Here is a 17,208-nt window from a genome sequence, read left to right as displayed (position 1 = left end):
AGATCGAAAGTGCACCGACTCATGGCTAAACAGGAAATGGAAACCGGCCACCGCAGATTACGGTTTGCGATAATTGGCGCGGGTATGGCCGGGCTGCTTGCCGGGATTCGGCTGGACCAGAAGGGTGATGCAGATTTCACCATCTACGAAAAAGGCGACACCGTCGGCGGCACATGGCGGGAAAACCGTTATCCGGGCCTGACCTGCGACGTTCCCGCCCATGCCTATACCTATAGTTTCGCGCCCAACCCTGAATGGACGCAGTTTTTCTCCCCCGGCCCGGAGATTCAGCATTATTTCGAACGGATCGCGGACGATTACCGGCTCCGTGACCGCATCCGCTTCAATTCGGAAGTGACGGACTGCCGCTACGTTGATGGCCACTGGCATATCGAGACGTCCGATGGCTGCAAAGACATCGTCGATGTCGTCATCGCCGCGACCGGCGTGTTGCATCATCCCAATATCCCGGCCATTCCGGGCCTACAGAACTTCGGGGGCGATAGCTTTCACAGCGCACGCTGGGACGACAGCGTGGCGCTCGACGACCGCCGCATCGGCGTGATTGGCAATGGTTCGACCGGAGTCCAGATCGTCTCGGCCCTGTCGACCCGCGCCAGCACGCTGGTCCATTTCCAGCGGTCGCCACAATGGATCATGCCGGTCCAGAACTTCATCTATTCGGAAACCGACCGCCACGCCTTTCGTTCGGATGTGTCCAGGATCGACGCGATCCGCTTCGGCGATGAATATTGGGCCGGGATCCGGCGGTTCAACAAGGCGATCATTGAGGTGGATTCGCCCGAAATGGCGGAGATAGAAGGCATCGTCCTGCGTAATCTGGAGGACAATGTTCAGGACCCGGTCCTCCGCGAAAAACTCCGGCCCGATTATCGCGCTGCCTGCAAGCGGCTGATCTATTCGCCCGACTATTATGAGGCGGTGCAACGTCCCGGTGTGATCGTTGAGACGGGGGCGATCGAACAGGTTGAGGCCACGGGCGTCCGCATGAAAGACGGCACGCTGCACGAACTGGACGTGTTGGTATTGGCAACAGGCTTCAAGACCGACCGTTTCGTGCGCCCCATTAAGGTAATCGGACGAGGCGGTAGTAACCTCGATGATGCCTGGGCGCTGCGCCCGACCGCTTATTACGCAATCACCGTGCCCGATTTCCCCAACCTGTTCCTGCTCAACGGCCCCACCGCACCAGTGGGCAATTTTTCGCTGATCGACATCGCTGAGCGGCAATGGGACTATATCGACCAACTCCTCGATCTTTTGCGCGACGGAACCTGTTCCGCGATCGCTGCAAAGCCCGAAGCCATGGCTGATTATGAGGAGCGCCGTATCGCGGCCGCGAAACGGACCATATTCGGCTCTGGATGCACGAGCTGGTATCTAGACGCGCAGGGCGTGCCCCAGACATGGCCATGGAGCTACGACCATTTCGCCCAATCGATGGCCGCGCCACGGATGGAGGATTTCGAACTGGCGTAATCGCTCGCGCAGCCCGCCAGTTTGGGCGGCTTACCACAAATGAAGGTGGATGATCGCCAGAGCCACCAGTAATCTCGATGACGCGGCAAAAGACCGCAAAAGGAATTAAAATGACCGGCGAGGATTATTTCGAGATACAGAATCTCATTTTCACCTACCCCACGCTGCTCGACGGGGGCGATTTCGACGCGGTCGGTCGCCTTTTTGAACATGCTGTCGTTTACAGCGCGGGGATGCTGATGGCCGACCGCGATCCTGCCGCATTGGCAGCGTCGTTCCGCGACTGGGTCATTACCTATTCGGACGGAACGCCGCGGACGCGCCATTTCATAAGCAACGTCATCATTCGGCCGAAGGATGAAGGCACAGCCGTCGTCTCATCCTATGTGATGGTCTTCCAGCAAACCGACACGCTGCCGCTCCAGCCGGTCATTGGCGGAGATTACCGCGACACCGTGGCAAAGGTCGATGGCCAGTGGCGCTTCATCGAACGCCATATGGGCAATGACCTTATCGGCACGCTGACCGATCATGGACGCGATCTGCGCGCGATAACGCCCACGCGAGCGAACAGGAGCGGATCTCATGCGATATAAAGACAAGGTCGTCATAGTAACCGGTGCCGCATCGGGCATCGGCCGTGCCACCGCCCGGCGGATGGCATCGGAAGGCGCGATACTTGTGCTTGGTGATCTAAACGAAGCGGGTGCAAAGGCCGTGGCTGACACGCTCGATACCCTGACCACGCCAGTGGTGATCGGTTTCGATGCTGGCGATCCCGATTCCTGCCGCGCGTTCATCGCTGACGCAGCAAAGGCGGCGGGCCGCATTGACATGCTGTGCAACATCGCGGGCATCATGGACTGGGCTCCCCTCGCCCGTTTCGAAGACAGCCGCTGGGAGCGGATGGTACGCGTCAATCTGAGCAGCGTATTTTACCTCTGCCAGGCGGCGATGCCGCACCTGATCGCCGCGAAGGGCAATATCGTCAACATCAGTTCGGCGGCGGGCCTCGTCGGCATCGCCTACACCACGGCCTACTGCGCCACCAAGCATGGCGTGATCGGCATCACCAAGTCGTTGGCAGTCGAATTCGCAAGCACTGGCGTTCGCGTCAATGCCATCTGTCCGACCGGCGTGAAAACGGCGATGACCGGGGAACTCGTCTGGCCAGATGATGTCGATGTCAGCCTGCTGACGCGAAATGCATCGAAGATGGGCGACATGATCGACGCTGAAGAAGTCGCCGCTGCCATCGCCTTTCTGGGATCGAACGACGCGCGGAGCGTCAGCGGTATCGCCATGCCCGTCGATGGGGCGCAGACGGCGGGATAATGCGCGCGCGCCTTGCCGCAAACAATCAAATGGGAAGAGGGCCAATGTCGGAGCCAAATTCAGAACTCGTCGAGACGATGTTCTCGCGCATGGCGGTATCGCGCGCGATCGAACGGTTAATGCTGCGCCACACGCGGGATCATAAATTCTCCGGCTGGTGGCATCCGGGCGAAGGACAGGAGGCTGCGCCCATCGGCGCGTCCGCCGCTCTCGCGACATCGGATTATCTTTGGTATCAGGGACGCGGCGCTGCCTGGGCGATTGGCAAGGGGATGGCGGCCGGTCCCATCCTTGGCGACCTACTCGGCAAGATGTCGGGCGCGACACGCGGCAAAGGTGGCGGTGTTCCTCATTGGGCCGACTATTCGATCGGCATAATGGGCGAAGGCGCGACGCTGGGCAGCGTCTATCCCTTGGCTGGCGGGTCAGCTCTGGCGTCCAAGATCCGAAAGGACGGGCGGGTCTCGCTGGCCAATTTCGGCGACGGCACGTCCGCAAGGGGCACGTTTCACGAAACCATGGTCCACGCTGCGGCATGGAAATTGCCGCTGATCTATTTCTGCGAGAATAATGGCCTGTTGGTTGGTACGCGTCTGGGATCGGTCAACCCGACGACGGACATCGCTGACTACGCGGCGGGCTATCATATTCCGGGCGTTATCGTCGATGGTCAGGATGCCATCGCCGTCTATGAGGCGACCTGTGAAGCGGTCGATCGCGCGCGCCGGGGGGACGGGCCGACGCTGATCGAAGCCAAGGTCACGCGCCGTCGCGGGCATTATGCTGGCGATCCGCAAAATTATCGCAGTGATAGCGAATTCGACGACTATCGCGATCCGCTGGATGTTCTGGCCGCGCGGCTTTCGGGAAACACCGCCGCTCGGTTGATCGAGGAGGCGGAAGGCATCGTGGATGCAGCCTATCGGGAGGCAAAGGCCGCACCCGACCCCGACATGTCGGTTATCGAACGGGATCTTTATTATGTCGACTGAAACGATGGGCTATAATGCGGCGATGGGCCTTGCCCTGGTTGAGGAAATGCGCGCCGACGGCAGCATATTCGTACTGGGGCAAGGTGTCGCCACGGGCGGATGGTTCGGCACGGAAAAGGGACTGATCGACGAGTTCGGCGTCGACCGCGTTGTGGATAGCAATATTTCCGAAGCGTTCGAGGCGGGCCTGGCCACCGGGGCGGCGATTGCGGGGATGAAGCCCGTCATCAATATGGGCTTTGGCGACTTCGCCCTGATTGCTGGCGATGAAATATATCATAAGCTGGCCAAATGGCGATATATGCACGGCCTGAATGTGCCGATGACTGCCGTCATCATTTTCCCGATCGGAGCGATGGGCGGCGCTGGACCCGAACATTCAAGCTGCACTGAAGTCTTGGGGATGCATTTTCCGGGATTGAAAGTGGTCGTTCCCTCGACGCCGGAAGATGCAAAGGGGCTTATGAAAGCGGCGCTCCGCGAACCCAACCCCGTATTGTTTCACAGTGTCCAAAGTCTGGGGTGGAGCAAGGGATCTGTCCCGCTCGACCCTGAATTCATCGTTCCGATCGGCAAGGCCGCGATCCGCCGCCCCGGCAACAGCATGACGCTGATAACCTATGGGTCGATGGTATCTCGCTCACTTGCTGCGGCCGATCAGCTCGCTGCCGACGGCATCGATGTCGAGGTGATCGATCTTCGCAGCCTTGTGCCACTGGACTGGGACTGCGTGCTCGGATCGGTGCGCAAGACGCATCGTGCAATGGTTGTCCATGAAGCGGCCAAGACCGCTGGCCCCGGCGCGGAAATTGCGGCGCAGATACAGGAAACCGCATTTTTCGATCTGGAAGCACCAATCCTGCGCCTTGGCGCGAAGGATTTTCCGTTGCCGCAGCACAGTGATCTGGAAGCCCTTTCGATCCCGTCCATCGATGCCATCGCACAGATGGCACGGGACCTGATGAGCCTTTGAGGAAATGCCAATGTCCATTCTACACACCCTCAACATTCCGCAAATGGGCTCGGTAGAGAATGCCAAGATCCTTGAATGGCGCATTTCGGAAGGCGACAGTTTCAAAGAAGGCGATATCCTCTACGAGGTGGAGACGGACAAGACCGCAACGGAAGTCGAAGCGGTCGAGGCCGGGATACTCGCCCGACAGATCGGTCGGGCAGATGACGAGATGAAGATTGGCGACAAGGTTGGCCTCTGGGTTCCGCCCGGCACGTCACCGACCGCGATCGCGGAGGCGCTGGCGGCAATTGACGAGGCTGGCCCGGCCGCAGTTGCGGAACAGGCCATTGCGCCCTCGACCGCAACGGCTGACCCGACTGACATGAAAGGCATTGCGGGACGGATAAGCCCGCTGGTTCGCAAACTTGCAAAGGATCATGGCGTTGACCTGTCAGCCGTGACCGGAACCGGACCCGGCGGCAAAGTCACGCAGGACGACGTTCTTGCCGCAGGCGGCGGCGATCGGCCGACGCTCGCGCCGCACTCGATGCGGCGCAAGGCCATTGCCCAAACGCTGACGAAAGCAGCGGCAGTGCCTTCTTTGACGGCGGATATGCAAATCGATCTTTCGGCGCTGTTCGCAAGGCGCGCCGCCCTGAAAGAGGCGGGGCAACCCACGCCTTCCATTCTGGGCTATATCGCCCATGTCACTGCGACAACCATCCTAAAACATCCAAAATTAAATGCGACTTGGGGCGAGCAGGGACTGTCGCTTTGGCCAACGGTCAATCTGGGGATCGCGGTCGATGCGGAAGACGGCCTGATAGTGCCGGTGATCCGTAACGCGGAACAGCAAGACCCGATGGCTCTCACTCAGGCAATCGCCGCATTGGCGGAGAGCGTCCGGGCCGGATCGGTCAGGCAGACGGATCTGGAAGGTGGAACGTTTACGATCTCCAATCCCGGCTCTGTCGGACCTGTCATGCGCGCCGAAGCCTTGCTGAATGTTCCGCAAGTTGCGCTGCTGGGCGTGGGCGGCATCGTTCACTCGCCTCGCGCAGCGATGGTAGACGGTGAATGGACTGTGGCGGTGAAGCCGATGGTCTGTTTTTCACTGACCTTCGACCACCGCGCGATAGACGGAGGCCCCGTCATCGCTTTCCTCAATGCATTGAAAGCCGGGATCGAGGCGCTGTGAGGTCCAACAGGGCAACAGGCAGTCCTTCCGTCCAGCCATGTGCGGGGATACATGTTGATGAAAAATGATCTCGACGAAGCGCAAATCATCGCTGGCAAAGTGGAAGCTTTTGTCAGGAATGTCGTCATCCCTTTTGAGACGGATCATCGCCAAGGAGATCATGGGCCATCCGATGCGTTGGTCCAGGAGATGCGGGCCAAGGCCATCGCTTCGGGGCTGCTGACACCGCATATTCGGCCAGATGGGTCTCACTTCACACACCGAGGGACCGCACTGATCCTGCGCGCGTCGGGCCTGTCACCGCTCGGCCCCGTCGCTTTGAACACATTCGCGCCGGATGAGGGCAATATCTACCTTCTGCGCCATGTCGCAACGAACGAGCAGAAAGCGCGTTTCCTTGACCCGCTGATCGCGGGGCACGGCCGCTCCTGCTTCCTGATGACGGAACCGGCGGAAGAGGGCGGCGCGGGGTCCGATCCCTCGATGATGATGACGATGGCGCGGCAGGACGGCGACTACTGGATCGTGAACGGGCGCAAGGCGTTCGCGACGGGCTTCGAAGGCGCGGCGTTCGCGATCCTGATGGCAAAGACGGTGCGCGATGGCAAGGATACCGCGACCATGTTTCTGGTCGATCTTCCGCATCCCGCGATCAGGCAGGATCGGCTGATCGATACGATCGACAGTTCGATGCCGGGTGGCCACGCGGTCGTCACGATCAAGGATTTACGCCTGCCGACGAGCGCCATCCTCGGTGCGCCGCACGAAGGGTTCGCCTACGCACAGATACGCCTCAGCCCGGCCCGGCTGACACATTGTATGCGCTGGTTGGGGAGCGCTATGCGTGCCAACGAAATTGCGACGGCCTATGCAGTCAAGCGCAAGGCTTTCGGCCAGTTGCTGATCGATCACGAAGGCGTCGGCTTTATGCTGGCGGAAAATTTGATCGACCTCAAGCAGAGTGAATTGATCATCGACTGGTGCGCCGATGCACTCGACCGCGGAGACAAAGCTGTGACTGAAAGCTCCATGACAAAGGTTGCGGTGTCGGAGGCGCTCTACCGTGTGGCTGACCGTTGCGTACAGATATTGGGCGGCACGGGGGTATCACGCGATACGGTCGTCGAGCAGATCTTTCGCGAAATCCGGGCTTTCCGCATTTATGACGGTCCGACAGAAGTTCATAAATGGTCGCTGGCCAAAAAAATCAAGCGCAGCTTCGCGATTGCGAATATTGAATGAGCACCGATACGCAGTCCAATGTGGGCACGACCCCGGTACGCGCGGGTCAGGGCTTCGATGAGCAGGCGATGGCCCGCTGGATGAAGTCGAATGTCGCGGGTTTCACCGGTCCGTTGAGTGTTGACCAGTTCAAAGGCGGGCAATCCAACCCGACTTACCGGCTTATGACGCCGGGTCGGGCTTATGTTCTGCGCTGTAAGCCTATGGGGCAGTTACTGGCCGGGGCGCATGCGATCGAACGCGAGGCGCAGGTATTGACCGGCCTCGAAAAAGTCGGCTTCCCGGTGGCACATGTCTATGGGCTGTGCACTGACGATAGCGTGATCGGCCGATGGTTCTATGTCATGGAATTGGTGGAAGGGCGCATCTTCTGGGATGCTACGCTGCCAGAGGTTAATGTTGCCGACCGCCCAGCCTATTTCGATGCGATGAACGCTGCTATGGCCCAGCTTCACGGGGTTGATTACCACGCCGTAGGGCTGGGTGAATATGGCCGACCTGGCAACTACTTTGCACGCCAGATCAACCGCTGGACACGGCAGTACCTTGGAGATGTCGAGGCCGGACGCGATCCGAACATGGATCAACTGATCGAATGGCTGCCCGCTAATATTCCGCCCGACGACGATTCATCGATCGTGCATGGCGACTTCCGCGTTGACAATATGATCTTCCACCCAACGGAACCGCGGGTTGTGGCCGTTCTCGATTGGGAATTGTCGACGCTCGGTAATCCGCTCGCGGACTTCGCCTATAACGCGATGATGTACCGTATGCCGCCCCACATCGTGGCGGGGTTGGGCGGCGTCGACCTTGCCGCATTCAATATTCCAACTGAGGACGAATATATCGCGGCTTATTGTAAGCGGACAGGCAGAGCCTCTATTCCCAATTACCATTTCTATATTGCGTTCAATTTCTTTCGGTTGGCGGCCATCTTTCACGGCATCAAAGGCCGCGTCATCCGCGGCACGGCGTCATCCGTGCAAGCAGCGGAGCGGGCCAAAGCATTTCCGGAGCTTGCACGATTAGCGTGGCAGCAAATACAAGAGTTTCGCTAGGCTACATCTACACCGGACTATGGCGATTGCGGCTCTGCAACCTAAGGCCTGTGGGGATCATAGAACCCTCACTTTGGCCAGTCCTTCGTCGGCTGCCGCCACGAGAGGATTGCGAAGCCGCATGGTGAAGGCGTCCGCCTCTATTTCGAATATATCGCCCGCCCGCGTTGCCACCTGATCGGTGAAAGAGAGGGTCGCCGTGCCGAAGAAATGCACATGCACGTCGCCGGGACGCCGGAACAAGTCATATTTGAAATGATGATGCTCAAGATTCTCGATGCTGTGAGACATGTTCGCCTCGCCAGAAAAAAATCTACTTTCCCACAATATCTCACCGTCGCGGATAATCCTGCTGGCGCCGCGAACATCGGCGGGCAGGTCGCCCAGCAACAATTCCGCGCCGAGCGACGCCTGACGCAGCTTGGAATGGGCGAGCCAGAGATAATTGACCCGTTCGGTTACGTGGTCCGAAAACTCATTGCCGATTGAGAAGCCCAGGCGAACCGGCGTTCCATCCGGCGCGTTGAGGTAGATGCCGGCGATTTCCGGTTCCTCGCCCCCATCTCCCGCAAAAGCAGGTTTACGGAAAGGCGCGCCCGGTGGCACCAGGATCGATCCATCGCCCTTGTAGAACCATTCGGGCTGCACACCCTCAATTCCGGCAGCTGGCTTTCCACCCTCCTCGCCCATCAGGAACATACGCATGGAGTCGGTGGCCTGACCGGCGGCGGCGGCCTTGTGCATCTTGTCGCGGCCTTCGGCGGAGCCCAGATGCGTGAGGCCGGTGCCGCTGACCAGCAGATGGGCGGGATCTTCATGATCGATCGGCGGCAGCAAGGTAACAGCGGCCAAATCGATCGAGGCCCCTGCCCGTTCCTCGGCAAGAGCGGCAAGCGTGGTAGACGACGCCAGCGCATCGCCAGCCAGCATCCGTACGGACGCCGTATCACGCACGATCAGGGCTGATCCGCTCTCGTCCAGAGCGGCGACGCCACGTCGGCCATCCTGTTCATATTGAACGAGGGATCGGATCATTGGGCAGTCTCCATCTTGCCATCAAGGCGGCGCGGCAAGCGCCAGGGATTACCATCCTGCAATGGCGGCGGGGTCAGATTCGCGCCGATATCCTGAAAGCAGACCGGCCGCAGAAAGCGCGACATGGCGAGGGTGCCGACCGACGTGGACCGTCCGTCCGTGGTGGCGGGGAACGGACCGCCATGAACCATCGCCCAGGTCACTTCGACACCCGTCGGCCAGCCGTTCGCCAGGACCCTGCCCGCCTTTTGCGCAAGAAGCGGGAGTATGGCGGCCGCGTCGGCAGCATCGGAATCCTCCATGTGGATCGTTGCGGTCAACTGCCCCTCCAGTCCAGAGATGACCTGCGTCAGCGCATCGACATCCTTGCAACGGATCACCACGGACGACGCACCGAACACCTCTTCGGCAAGGGCGGGTTCAAGCGCGAGTTGCTCAGCCTGGCTTTCGAACAGCGCCGCACCGGCACGCCCTTCGATAGCTTGGCCCCGTGCGATCAACCTGGCGCCCGGCATGGTCTCCAGCTTGGCCACGCCATTGGTGAAGGCGGCCCGAATGGCGGGCGTCAGCATCACCTGCGGCGACGCCTCGCTGACGGCCGAAGTGGCCGAAGCGAGGAAGCGGTCGAGGTCCGGTCCGTCGATCGCGATGACCAGTCCGGGATTCGTGCAAAACTGTCCTGCCCCCTGCGTCAGAGAGCCCACAAATGCCGTCCCAAGCGTCTCGGCGCGGGTTTTGAGAGCGCCCGGCATCAATATGACGGGATTGACCGCGCTCATTTCGGCATAGACGGGGATAGGTTCAGGACGCCGGGCCGCTATCTCGGCGAGCGCCAGTCCGCCTGCCCGCGATCCTGTAAAGCCGACCGCGCGGATGCGAGGATCGGCCACAAGGGCAGCGCCAAGCGCATTGCCAGTGCCGGGCAGATAGGAAAAAACGCCCGGATGAAGACCGCAGTCCGTCACAGCTTGGGTCACGGCGCGAGCGATGAGCTCTCCGGTTCCGGGGTGACCCGGATGCCCCTTGGCCACTACCGGACATCCCGCCGCGAGCGCCGACGCGGTATCGCCGCCAGCCACGGAAAAAGCGAGCGGGAAATTGGACGCGCCGAACACCGCCACCGGCCCGAGCGGCACATTCATACGGCGAAGGTCGGGACGCGGCGGGGCGCGATCCGGCAAGGCGCGATCGATCGTCACGTCCAGCCAGTAGCCGGCCCGCAATTCAGAGGCGAACAGGCGGAGCTGCCCGGTTGTGCGCCCGCGCTCACCTTCCAGACGCATGCGGGGCAAGCCCGTTTCCGCCATAGCTGTTTCGATAAGCAAATCGCCGATCGCATCGATCCGCTCGGCTGCGGCTTCGAGAAAGCGCGCTCTCGCGTCGGGCGTCAGCCCGGCAAAAGACGGTGCCGCATCAGCCGCTAGGGCGCATGCGTCCGCGATGTCCTCTGGCGAGGCTTGTGAATAGCTTTGGGCAAGAGGTAGGTCCGTTGCCGGATCGATACCCTTGAACCGCTCTTTCTGCTGGCGTGCGTCGCCGCCCACCAGAACGCTGCCGTCGATCACTTGTGCATTCTCCATCACTGATTGTCGCGGGGGCAGACCCGGGGTCTGAAAGGCCGGATAGGAAAACCGCCCTTGCCGCGCCGAAGCTCTGCCAAGGCGGCACTGACGCCGTTAGTGATGGTATATACTCATACTAATTAAATATCAACGAGGGGGACGGGCCTGGCCGATCCATTGAATTGAATGTCCCGCAGCTCACGCCAAGTGGGGCTGCGCGGCCTTTTGTAGAACAGCTTCTTCTTGTCGCGCTTGGCTCACCCAATGAGCGAGAGGGACGGGCCAAGAGCTGCAGCCAGCATCAGGTAAGACGACAGGAGGGCCAGCGGGGCAACGAAGATTGAATGTGTCATTGAACTTCCTTTCATTTTCTGGACCTCAATCTACCGCTTGGCTCATTAGGTGATAATCCACTATAAAGTTGATGGGTCATGTAGCTGGATAACATAATGGATCGCAGTCTTCTCGACGCCATCGAGGCATTTGTTCGCGTTGCGCAGCGCCGCAGCTTTCGTGCTGCCGCTGATGAATTGCACCTTTCCCCTTCGGCTCTCAGCCAGAAGATCAAGGCGCTTGAAGCCAAAGCCGGGGTTGCACTGCTCATGCGGACAACCCGCAGCGTCGGGCTGACGCAGGCGGGCGAGATATTGCTCGCGCGCGCATCGCCTGCTTTCGCCGATCTCGCCAGCGCTTATGATGAAGCCCGGAACCTCAGCACGCCATCGGGCTTGCTCCGCATACATATGCCGCGCGGTATGATCGCCCTGCTCATCGAACCGATAATGAAGGGGTTCTGCGAAGCCTATCCTCAGATCGACTTGGACATTTGGGCCGAAGATCGTCCGACCGATCTGGTTGAGGGCGGATTTGACGCTGGCGTTCGATTGGGTGAACTGCTCGACCCTGACGTGATCGCACTGCGAGTGACGCCACCCATCCGCTTCGCAGTCGTGGGCGCACCGGAATATTTTGCCAAGCACGAAAGGCCCAGCAGTCCAACCGACCTGCGCCGCCATAACTGCATCCGGATGCGGAGCGGGCCTGAAGGAATTGCCAACTGGCACTTTTTGGATAACGGGCGGGCAACGGATGTGGCCGTCGCCGGTCGATTGATCGTGAACGACTTCGGTTTGGGAATTTCAGCAGCGCTGCAGGGATTGGGGCTGCTGTACATCCCCCAAAGCATGGTGGATGATCACATTGCTGGCGGCAAACTGATCACGGTCCTGGACGATTACGGGATAACTTCGTCAGGGGTGTTCCTATATTACCCGAGCCGGACGCAGGCACTGCCAAAATTGAGGGTCTTCATCGACTATATTCTTGGCAATGCGCGTTAGAACATGATCCGATCACGTTGAATCGGATCATGCTCTATCTATCTTTTGTTCTCCGTGTCTTTCGAGACGGAAAATGATTGGCTTCGCCGAACTGGCGTTTCCATCTGCTTCGAACACACCCTAGGCGCGCCGCCAGGTCAAGCGACCTCAAACTCTTCCGTCAGCCCTGCCGCCTCAGCGGACTGCGCGATCCACAATTTGAACCGGCCAGCCTCGATCAAGGGCTTCAGATCGACGCCGATGAAGGCAAGGTCTGCGGCCCGCAAATCCAGCGTCACCTGTTGCGATTGGCCCGGCGCCAGTTCGACATGGCGATAGGCCTTCAGCTCACGGATCGGCTGGGTGACGGATGCGACGACATCCTGAACGTAGAGCTGCACCAATTCCCGGGCGGCATATTGCCCATGGTTGCTGACCGTCACCGTGACCCGCAGTTGGCCGTCCATCCCGATCTTCTTGGAGGAAAGGACGAGATCGGAATAGCTGATCTTTCCATAGGTCAGGCCATGGCCGAACGGAAAGCGCCTCATATTTCGACGTGATATAGCGCGTGTTGTTTGGGCGGCCCGGCCGCCGGTGCGCATAATAATAAGGCACCTGCCCCGCCGAGATGGGGAAGCTGACCGGCAGGCGGCCGGACGGGCCAGTCGCGCCGAACAGGATATCGGCCGTCGCGTTGCCGGATTCCGATCCCAGGAACCAGGTAACAAGGATTGCGGGGCATTCAGCACAGCGCCTTCCAGCGCCAGCGCGCGCCCGTTGCGCAGGGTCACGATCATGGGCTTGCCGACGGCGGCAACGGCTTCTGCCAACGCCTGTTGGGGGGGGGGCTGCCGTTTCGATCATCTCGACCTGATTCCAGCTGCGGCCGTCATTGCTTGCTTCCAGCCGTGCAGCCGACCCAAGGCCCGCACCGCCGCGACCTCCGAAATGGGCGTAGCTGCCGGTTGCGGTCGTGACCGCGCGGACGGCGACGGCGCGACCATAGTCAAATCGCAGCCAGGCATCGCCATCGGGGCCGGGGGTCAACTCCGTGCTTTTCACGACATCGCCGTCGCTCAACATCTGCGCGGTGAAGTTGCCACCGCTGGCCCTGACCGTGGGGGTCTAGCCCCGCACGCTCGCATTACTGCGCTGCCTCGCCAGATATTTCCAGAAGCAGGCCATACTCCACCCCCGGATTAATGCAACGTATCTGTATACTTATTTGCCAGCCTGGCCTATGTCACGGGGCATCTGACGCATCAGTGGGGTAGTCTTGTGGGAAGTTCGGTACGAAACGGGGCGGTATGTAAGGCTCTGCACTGGGTAACGGCGAGCCTGTCCGTCATGGCGTTGGTCCCGTTCGTCCCGGCAGAGGCAGCAGGCAGGTCGCGCATGGCGACCTATGCAAATCCTGTTGATCTACCCTATCGTTACCAGACGCCCGTCAAGATCCCGCAAATCCAGCTCAAGCTCGGCGAAGCCTATCGGGAAGCGGCCGATCCCACGATCATCACATATAAAGGCCTGTACTACCTCTTCGCATCGCATTCGAAGGGCTATTGGCATTCGCCAGACCTCCAGCACTGGACTTTCGTGGAAGCGAGCGGCTACGCCGTGGACAAATTCGCTCCGACCGTCGTCGTGATCCGGGGCCGGATGTATTTGGCCACTAGCGAAAGTACGCGCCGCATTTGGACGACCGACGATCCAAAGTCCGGGCGCTGGTATGAAGCCGCCGTCATCGAACAGCGTTATGAGGACCCGGACATGTTCCTCGACGATGATGGCCGCCTGTACATGTACAGCGGTCTGGCATCGAAAGGTCCGCTCCGCGTGGATGAACTCGACACCACCACCTTCCGCGTGATCAGAACCGCGCAGATATCGCAGTCCCGTGACAAGGATGGTCGCGGGTGGGAGGTGCCGGGCGACAATAATGAAAAGCCCGGCGCGCCCTCCTTCGTCGAAGGCTCCTGGATGACCAAGCACGACGGTCGCTATTATCTGGAATATTCCGCGCCAGGCACCGAGTTCAAGACCTATGCTAACGGCGTCCTCGTTGCGGACAATCCGATGGGGCCATTCGTCTATCAGGATTACAGCCCCTTCGCTGTAAAGCCCACCGGCTTCATTACCGGCGCGGGGCATGGCAATACCTTCAAGGATGAGGCGGGACGGTGGTGGCACGCAGGCACCATGACTATCTCGCAGCGCCATATTTTCGAACGGCGGCTGGGACTGTTCCCGGCTCGTTTCACACGGACGGGCGAAGTTCTGTCGGACACCTACCTGGGGGATTATCCGCGTTACTTCAGCGGCAATCGTGACCTGACGGGATGGATGCTTCTTTCGCGCGGCAGGACTGCCACCGCGTCCTCCACGCTGGACGGCTTTCCGGTCGAAAACGCCGTCGATGAGGAGTCGCGGACATCATGGTCGGCACGATCGGGCGGCGACGAATGGTTCCAGATCGACTTGGGGGCGAAAAAACGCGTCGACGCGATTCAGATCAACTTTGCCGATCAGGGCAGCCAGGGCCGCGGGATCAGCCGGGATAGCTACCGCTATGTGCTGGAGCTGTCGGATGATGGCCAACGCTGGCGCACCGCTATCGACCACGCCCACGATGGGCGTGACGCGCCGCATGACTATCAGGTGCTGCCCCGGGCGCAGCGCGCCCGTTTCGTGCGCCTGCGCAATATGCACGCGCCCGACGGCGGCAACTTCTCCCTCTATGATCTGCGGGTATTTGGCAAGGGCGCGGGGCGGCGTCCCGGACGGGTTGGCGCGGTGCAGGCTATTCGCAGTGTCAAGGATCCGCGTCGCGTGACCATCAACTGGCAAGCCGCTCCGGGTGCCGAGTTCCATATCGTTCGCCTCGGTCGCCGCCCGGATTTGATGAACCAGAACTTCCAGGTTTATGACGGAGTAACATCACTGGAGATCGGTAGTCTGAACCTTAGCAAGAGGTATTGTGTCGCCATCGACGCGGTCAACGAAAATGGCATCGCTCGATCAAAGAATGTCCGCTGCTTCGACTGACTTTATTGCGCGAATGTGGGAGTCGCGGCATCGTAGTGCGGGAGGTAATCAGAAAGACACGAGCCCGACGCGGGTATTGAGATTGTGTCTACAAACGGCACGCTGCATTCCGCCAGGCTCCTGTCGACCAACTTAAGCCGTCATTCCTGTCTCGTTGAGCAGGCCGACAGTGGTATGCCCTCATTTTAGCCGTTCAATTCAACGTAGCGTAGGCAACTTAGCAGTCCGGTGTGCCGCCGCCGATCAACTTCCGCATTACCAGTGTAAGTCACCTTCATCGTCTCCGCCCGGTGGTCGTTGGCTTCTTTAAAGTCTGCAAAAATGACTATCACCGGCAATTATCACTTAAGAGGTTCGAGCAATGATAGACCGCCGTAATTTTCTGAACGCGGGAATATTGACGGCGGCCGGAGCGCTGATCGTCCCAGCGCGCGCTGCGGAAACCCCAGCGACCCTGTCGCTCTCGCTCAATGGATCGGCGCAAGGGCCGCTGGTGCCCCGCGACTTCGTCGGCCTGTCCTACGAGACGCAGCAGCTTGAAACGCCCGATTTCTTCAACGCGCGTAACCGCCCGCTGGTCCGCGCTTTCCGTGACCTGACGCCCGCTGGCATTCTGCGCATCGGCGGCAACACCAGCGAATTTTCCTGGTGGAAGGAGCGCCCCGGCGACAAGCAGCCGCCGCGCATCGAACGGCCGATCAAGCCGGGCCAGCCGCGCCCGGACCTCAGCTACGCCGTCACCCCAGCAGCCATCGATGCGCTCAAGGGATTCCTGGATGCGACCGGATGGCGCTGCATCTACGGCCTTAACCTCGGCAATGGCGTGCCGCGTGACTTGGCCCGTGAGGCAGCCTATGTCCAACGGCGGCTTGGCAAGCGGTTGGTCGCGTTCGTCATCGGCAATGAAGTTGATGTGTTCGGCTCGCACCTGCGCGATCCCAAGACCTGGGGTCTCGACACCTATCTTGCCGAGTGGCTTGCCGCTGCCTATTCGATCACGGCGGTCAGCCCGGATGTCCGCTTCATCCTGCCCGACGTCGCTTACAAGCTCGACTGGCTGCCCGCCCTCGCCGACCGCTGGGCCTCGATCAAGAACCCGCCACGGATCGAGGCACTGTCGCATCATTTCTACAAGGGCGGTCCCAATGATCCGCGGATCAAGACCGACCGCCTCCTACTGCGCTCAACCCGGGAGGCTCAGGAAGGCAAGCTGACCAGCGACGCCGCGCGCAAGATGGGTGTTGCCTACCGCATGACGGAAGGCAACACCGCCTACCACGGTGGCAAGCCGGGCGTGTCGGATAGCTATGTCGCAGCGCTCTGGGCCGCTGATTATATGCTCCAGCTCATGTCGCTGGGCTATTCCAGCGTGAACCTGCACGGCGGCGCTGGCCCTGCGGTTGCCAACTCGGTCGGTGGCCTTGCGGGCGAAAAGATGCTGCCCGACGCGCAGCCCCGCCCGCGCCCCTTCTACACGCCGATCGGCAATATGGACGGGCAAGTGCAGCCGCAGCCGGTCTATTGGGGCATGAAGTTCGCCGGGCTGTTCAGCGGCGCACGCATGCGGACCGTCCAGTTGGACGCGCAGGGCCTCAACGTGGTCGCCTATGCAGCCGACACGGCTCAGGGCACGCTGCTCGCTATCCTCAACAAGGAAGTCGGCACCGACGTTCGCCTGCCACTGCCCCGCCACCAGAGCGTCGCCACGTTGAGCGGCCCGTCCCTCGACAGCCGTGAGGCCCGCCTGGACCTCGCCTCCCGCAGCGTCCCTGCTGCTACTGTCGACATCGCGCGGTCATCGGCCACCATTGTCAGATTGGGCAAAGTCGTTGCGGCTGATTGATTGCAGCTTCGGATCCTGCCGGGGATGGCGTCGCCAACCGCGGCAGGCTTGACGGCCCCCCAGGCCAGGCTTTTTCGACGTGCTCAAAAGAACTCGATAATATAATTAGGCGGGATCG

14 protein-coding genes and 1 pseudogene are annotated in these 17,208 nt (G+C 60.5%); 11 read left to right on the top strand and 4 right to left on the bottom strand.

Annotated features, from left to right (window positions below):
* The first annotated feature begins 36 nt into the window (after window positions 1–36).
* The 8 genes from ACZ5TB_RS15030 (at window position 37) to ACZ5TB_RS14995 (ending at window position 8,283) form a co-directional block, all read left to right on the top strand.
* Entirely contained in the window at window positions 37–1,500 is a 1,464-nt protein-coding gene (locus ACZ5TB_RS15030; protein WP_464793261.1) for a flavin-containing monooxygenase, read from the top strand.
* Between the two features lie 110 nt (window positions 1,501–1,610).
* Complete coding sequence (locus ACZ5TB_RS15025; protein ID WP_464793210.1) at window positions 1,611–2,096, top strand: nuclear transport factor 2 family protein; 486 nt, start codon at window positions 1,611–1,613, stop codon at window positions 2,094–2,096.
* Entirely contained in the window at window positions 2,086–2,835 is a 750-nt protein-coding gene (locus tag ACZ5TB_RS15020; protein WP_464793209.1) for an SDR family NAD(P)-dependent oxidoreductase, read from the top strand. The genes ACZ5TB_RS15025 and ACZ5TB_RS15020 overlap by 11 nt, the downstream gene beginning before the upstream one ends.
* A 44-nt stretch (window positions 2,836–2,879) precedes the next feature.
* Window positions 2,880–3,827: a thiamine pyrophosphate-dependent dehydrogenase E1 component subunit alpha gene (locus ACZ5TB_RS15015; protein WP_464793208.1), complete on the top strand. Its 948-nt coding sequence runs from the start codon at window positions 2,880–2,882 to the stop codon at window positions 3,825–3,827.
* Complete coding sequence (locus ACZ5TB_RS15010) at window positions 3,817–4,800, top strand: alpha-ketoacid dehydrogenase subunit beta (RefSeq protein ID WP_464793207.1); 984 nt, start codon at window positions 3,817–3,819, stop codon at window positions 4,798–4,800. Before ACZ5TB_RS15015 ends, ACZ5TB_RS15010 begins: the two co-directional genes overlap by 11 nt.
* 10 nt (window positions 4,801–4,810) lie before the next feature.
* On the top strand, window positions 4,811–5,980 hold the full coding sequence (locus tag ACZ5TB_RS15005; protein ID WP_464793206.1) for a dihydrolipoamide acetyltransferase family protein: 1,170 nt from the start codon (window positions 4,811–4,813) through the stop codon (window positions 5,978–5,980).
* Between the two features lie 57 nt (window positions 5,981–6,037).
* Window positions 6,038–7,222: an acyl-CoA dehydrogenase family protein gene (locus tag ACZ5TB_RS15000; RefSeq protein WP_464793205.1), complete on the top strand. Its 1,185-nt coding sequence runs from the start codon at window positions 6,038–6,040 to the stop codon at window positions 7,220–7,222.
* Window positions 7,219–8,283 carry a phosphotransferase gene (locus tag ACZ5TB_RS14995; RefSeq protein ID WP_464793204.1) on the top strand — a complete coding sequence of 355 codons (1,065 nt, stop codon included), beginning with the start codon at window positions 7,219–7,221 and terminating at the stop codon, window positions 8,281–8,283. Before ACZ5TB_RS15000 ends, ACZ5TB_RS14995 begins: the two co-directional genes overlap by 4 nt.
* 57 nt (window positions 8,284–8,340) lie before the next feature.
* On the opposite strand, the gene araD1 is transcribed toward ACZ5TB_RS14995, so the two are convergent.
* Window positions 8,341–9,318: an AraD1 family protein gene (gene araD1 / locus ACZ5TB_RS14990; protein WP_464793203.1), complete on the bottom strand. Its 978-nt coding sequence runs from the start codon at window positions 9,316–9,318 to the stop codon at window positions 8,341–8,343.
* Window positions 9,315–10,883 (bottom strand): aldehyde dehydrogenase (NADP(+)), encoded by a 1,569-nt coding sequence (locus ACZ5TB_RS14985; RefSeq protein WP_464793260.1) that lies wholly within the window; start codon window positions 10,881–10,883, stop codon window positions 9,315–9,317. Before ACZ5TB_RS14985 ends, araD1 begins: the two co-directional genes overlap by 4 nt.
* A 446-nt stretch (window positions 10,884–11,329) precedes the next feature.
* On the opposite strand from ACZ5TB_RS14985, the gene ACZ5TB_RS14980 reads away from it, so the two are divergent.
* Window positions 11,330–12,220 (top strand): LysR family transcriptional regulator, encoded by an 891-nt coding sequence (locus tag ACZ5TB_RS14980; protein WP_464793202.1) that lies wholly within the window; start codon window positions 11,330–11,332, stop codon window positions 12,218–12,220.
* A 137-nt stretch (window positions 12,221–12,357) separates the two neighbouring features.
* Here the strand turns inward: ACZ5TB_RS14980 and ACZ5TB_RS14975 are convergent, their stop codons facing one another.
* Both ACZ5TB_RS14975 and ACZ5TB_RS14970 read right to left on the bottom strand, forming a co-directional pair.
* Complete coding sequence (locus ACZ5TB_RS14975; RefSeq protein ID WP_464793201.1) at window positions 12,358–12,750, bottom strand: fibronectin type III-like domain-contianing protein; 393 nt, start codon at window positions 12,748–12,750, stop codon at window positions 12,358–12,360.
* Between the two features lie 91 nt (window positions 12,751–12,841).
* Window positions 12,842–13,066: pseudogene (locus ACZ5TB_RS14970) on the bottom strand (glycoside hydrolase family 3 C-terminal domain-containing protein); the annotation flags it as partial.
* Window positions 13,067–13,549: 483 nt separating this feature from the next.
* Between ACZ5TB_RS14970 and ACZ5TB_RS14965 the strand changes: the two are divergent.
* Together ACZ5TB_RS14965 and ACZ5TB_RS14960 are read left to right on the top strand one after the other, a co-directional pair.
* Window positions 13,550–15,247, top strand: a complete 1,698-nt coding sequence (locus ACZ5TB_RS14965) for a family 43 glycosylhydrolase (RefSeq protein WP_464793200.1) — start codon at window positions 13,550–13,552, stop codon at window positions 15,245–15,247.
* 361 nt (window positions 15,248–15,608) lie between these two features.
* A complete protein-coding gene (locus ACZ5TB_RS14960) occupies window positions 15,609–17,090 on the top strand; it encodes a hypothetical protein (RefSeq protein ID WP_464793199.1) in 1,482 nt (493 codons plus the stop codon).
* Window positions 17,091–17,208 lie beyond the last annotated feature (118 nt).

Source organism: Sphingobium sp. TomTYG74, from assembly GCF_055393875.1.
The sequence above is the reverse complement of the archived record's forward strand: the minus strand, read 5'-3'. Positions and strand labels throughout refer to the sequence as shown.

Excerpts from the sequence above, each read along its gene's own strand:
- ACZ5TB_RS14960 (WP_464793199.1), top strand. The coding sequence starts at position 15,609 with ATGATAGACCGCCGTAATTTTCTGAACGCGGGAATATTGACGGCGGCC.
- ACZ5TB_RS15030 (WP_464793261.1), top strand. The coding sequence starts at position 37 with ATGGAAACCGGCCACCGCAGATTACGGTTTGCGATAATTGGCGCGGGT.
- ACZ5TB_RS14965 (WP_464793200.1), top strand. The coding sequence starts at position 13,550 with ATGGCGTTGGTCCCGTTCGTCCCGGCAGAGGCAGCAGGCAGGTCGCGC.
- ACZ5TB_RS15010 (WP_464793207.1), top strand. The coding sequence starts at position 3,817 with ATGTCGACTGAAACGATGGGCTATAATGCGGCGATGGGCCTTGCCCTG.
- ACZ5TB_RS15000 (WP_464793205.1), top strand. The coding sequence starts at position 6,038 with ATGAAAAATGATCTCGACGAAGCGCAAATCATCGCTGGCAAAGTGGAA.
- ACZ5TB_RS15015 (WP_464793208.1), top strand. The coding sequence starts at position 2,880 with ATGTCGGAGCCAAATTCAGAACTCGTCGAGACGATGTTCTCGCGCATG.
- ACZ5TB_RS15005 (WP_464793206.1), top strand. The coding sequence starts at position 4,811 with ATGTCCATTCTACACACCCTCAACATTCCGCAAATGGGCTCGGTAGAG.
- ACZ5TB_RS15025 (WP_464793210.1), top strand. The coding sequence starts at position 1,611 with ATGACCGGCGAGGATTATTTCGAGATACAGAATCTCATTTTCACCTAC.
- ACZ5TB_RS14995 (WP_464793204.1), top strand. The coding sequence starts at position 7,219 with ATGAGCACCGATACGCAGTCCAATGTGGGCACGACCCCGGTACGCGCG.
- ACZ5TB_RS14975 (WP_464793201.1), bottom strand. The coding sequence starts at position 12,750 with ATGAGGCGCTTTCCGTTCGGCCATGGCCTGACCTATGGAAAGATCAGC.
- ACZ5TB_RS14980 (WP_464793202.1), top strand. The coding sequence starts at position 11,330 with ATGGATCGCAGTCTTCTCGACGCCATCGAGGCATTTGTTCGCGTTGCG.
- ACZ5TB_RS15020 (WP_464793209.1), top strand. The coding sequence starts at position 2,086 with ATGCGATATAAAGACAAGGTCGTCATAGTAACCGGTGCCGCATCGGGC.
- araD1 (WP_464793203.1), bottom strand. The coding sequence starts at position 9,318 with ATGATCCGATCCCTCGTTCAATATGAACAGGATGGCCGACGTGGCGTC.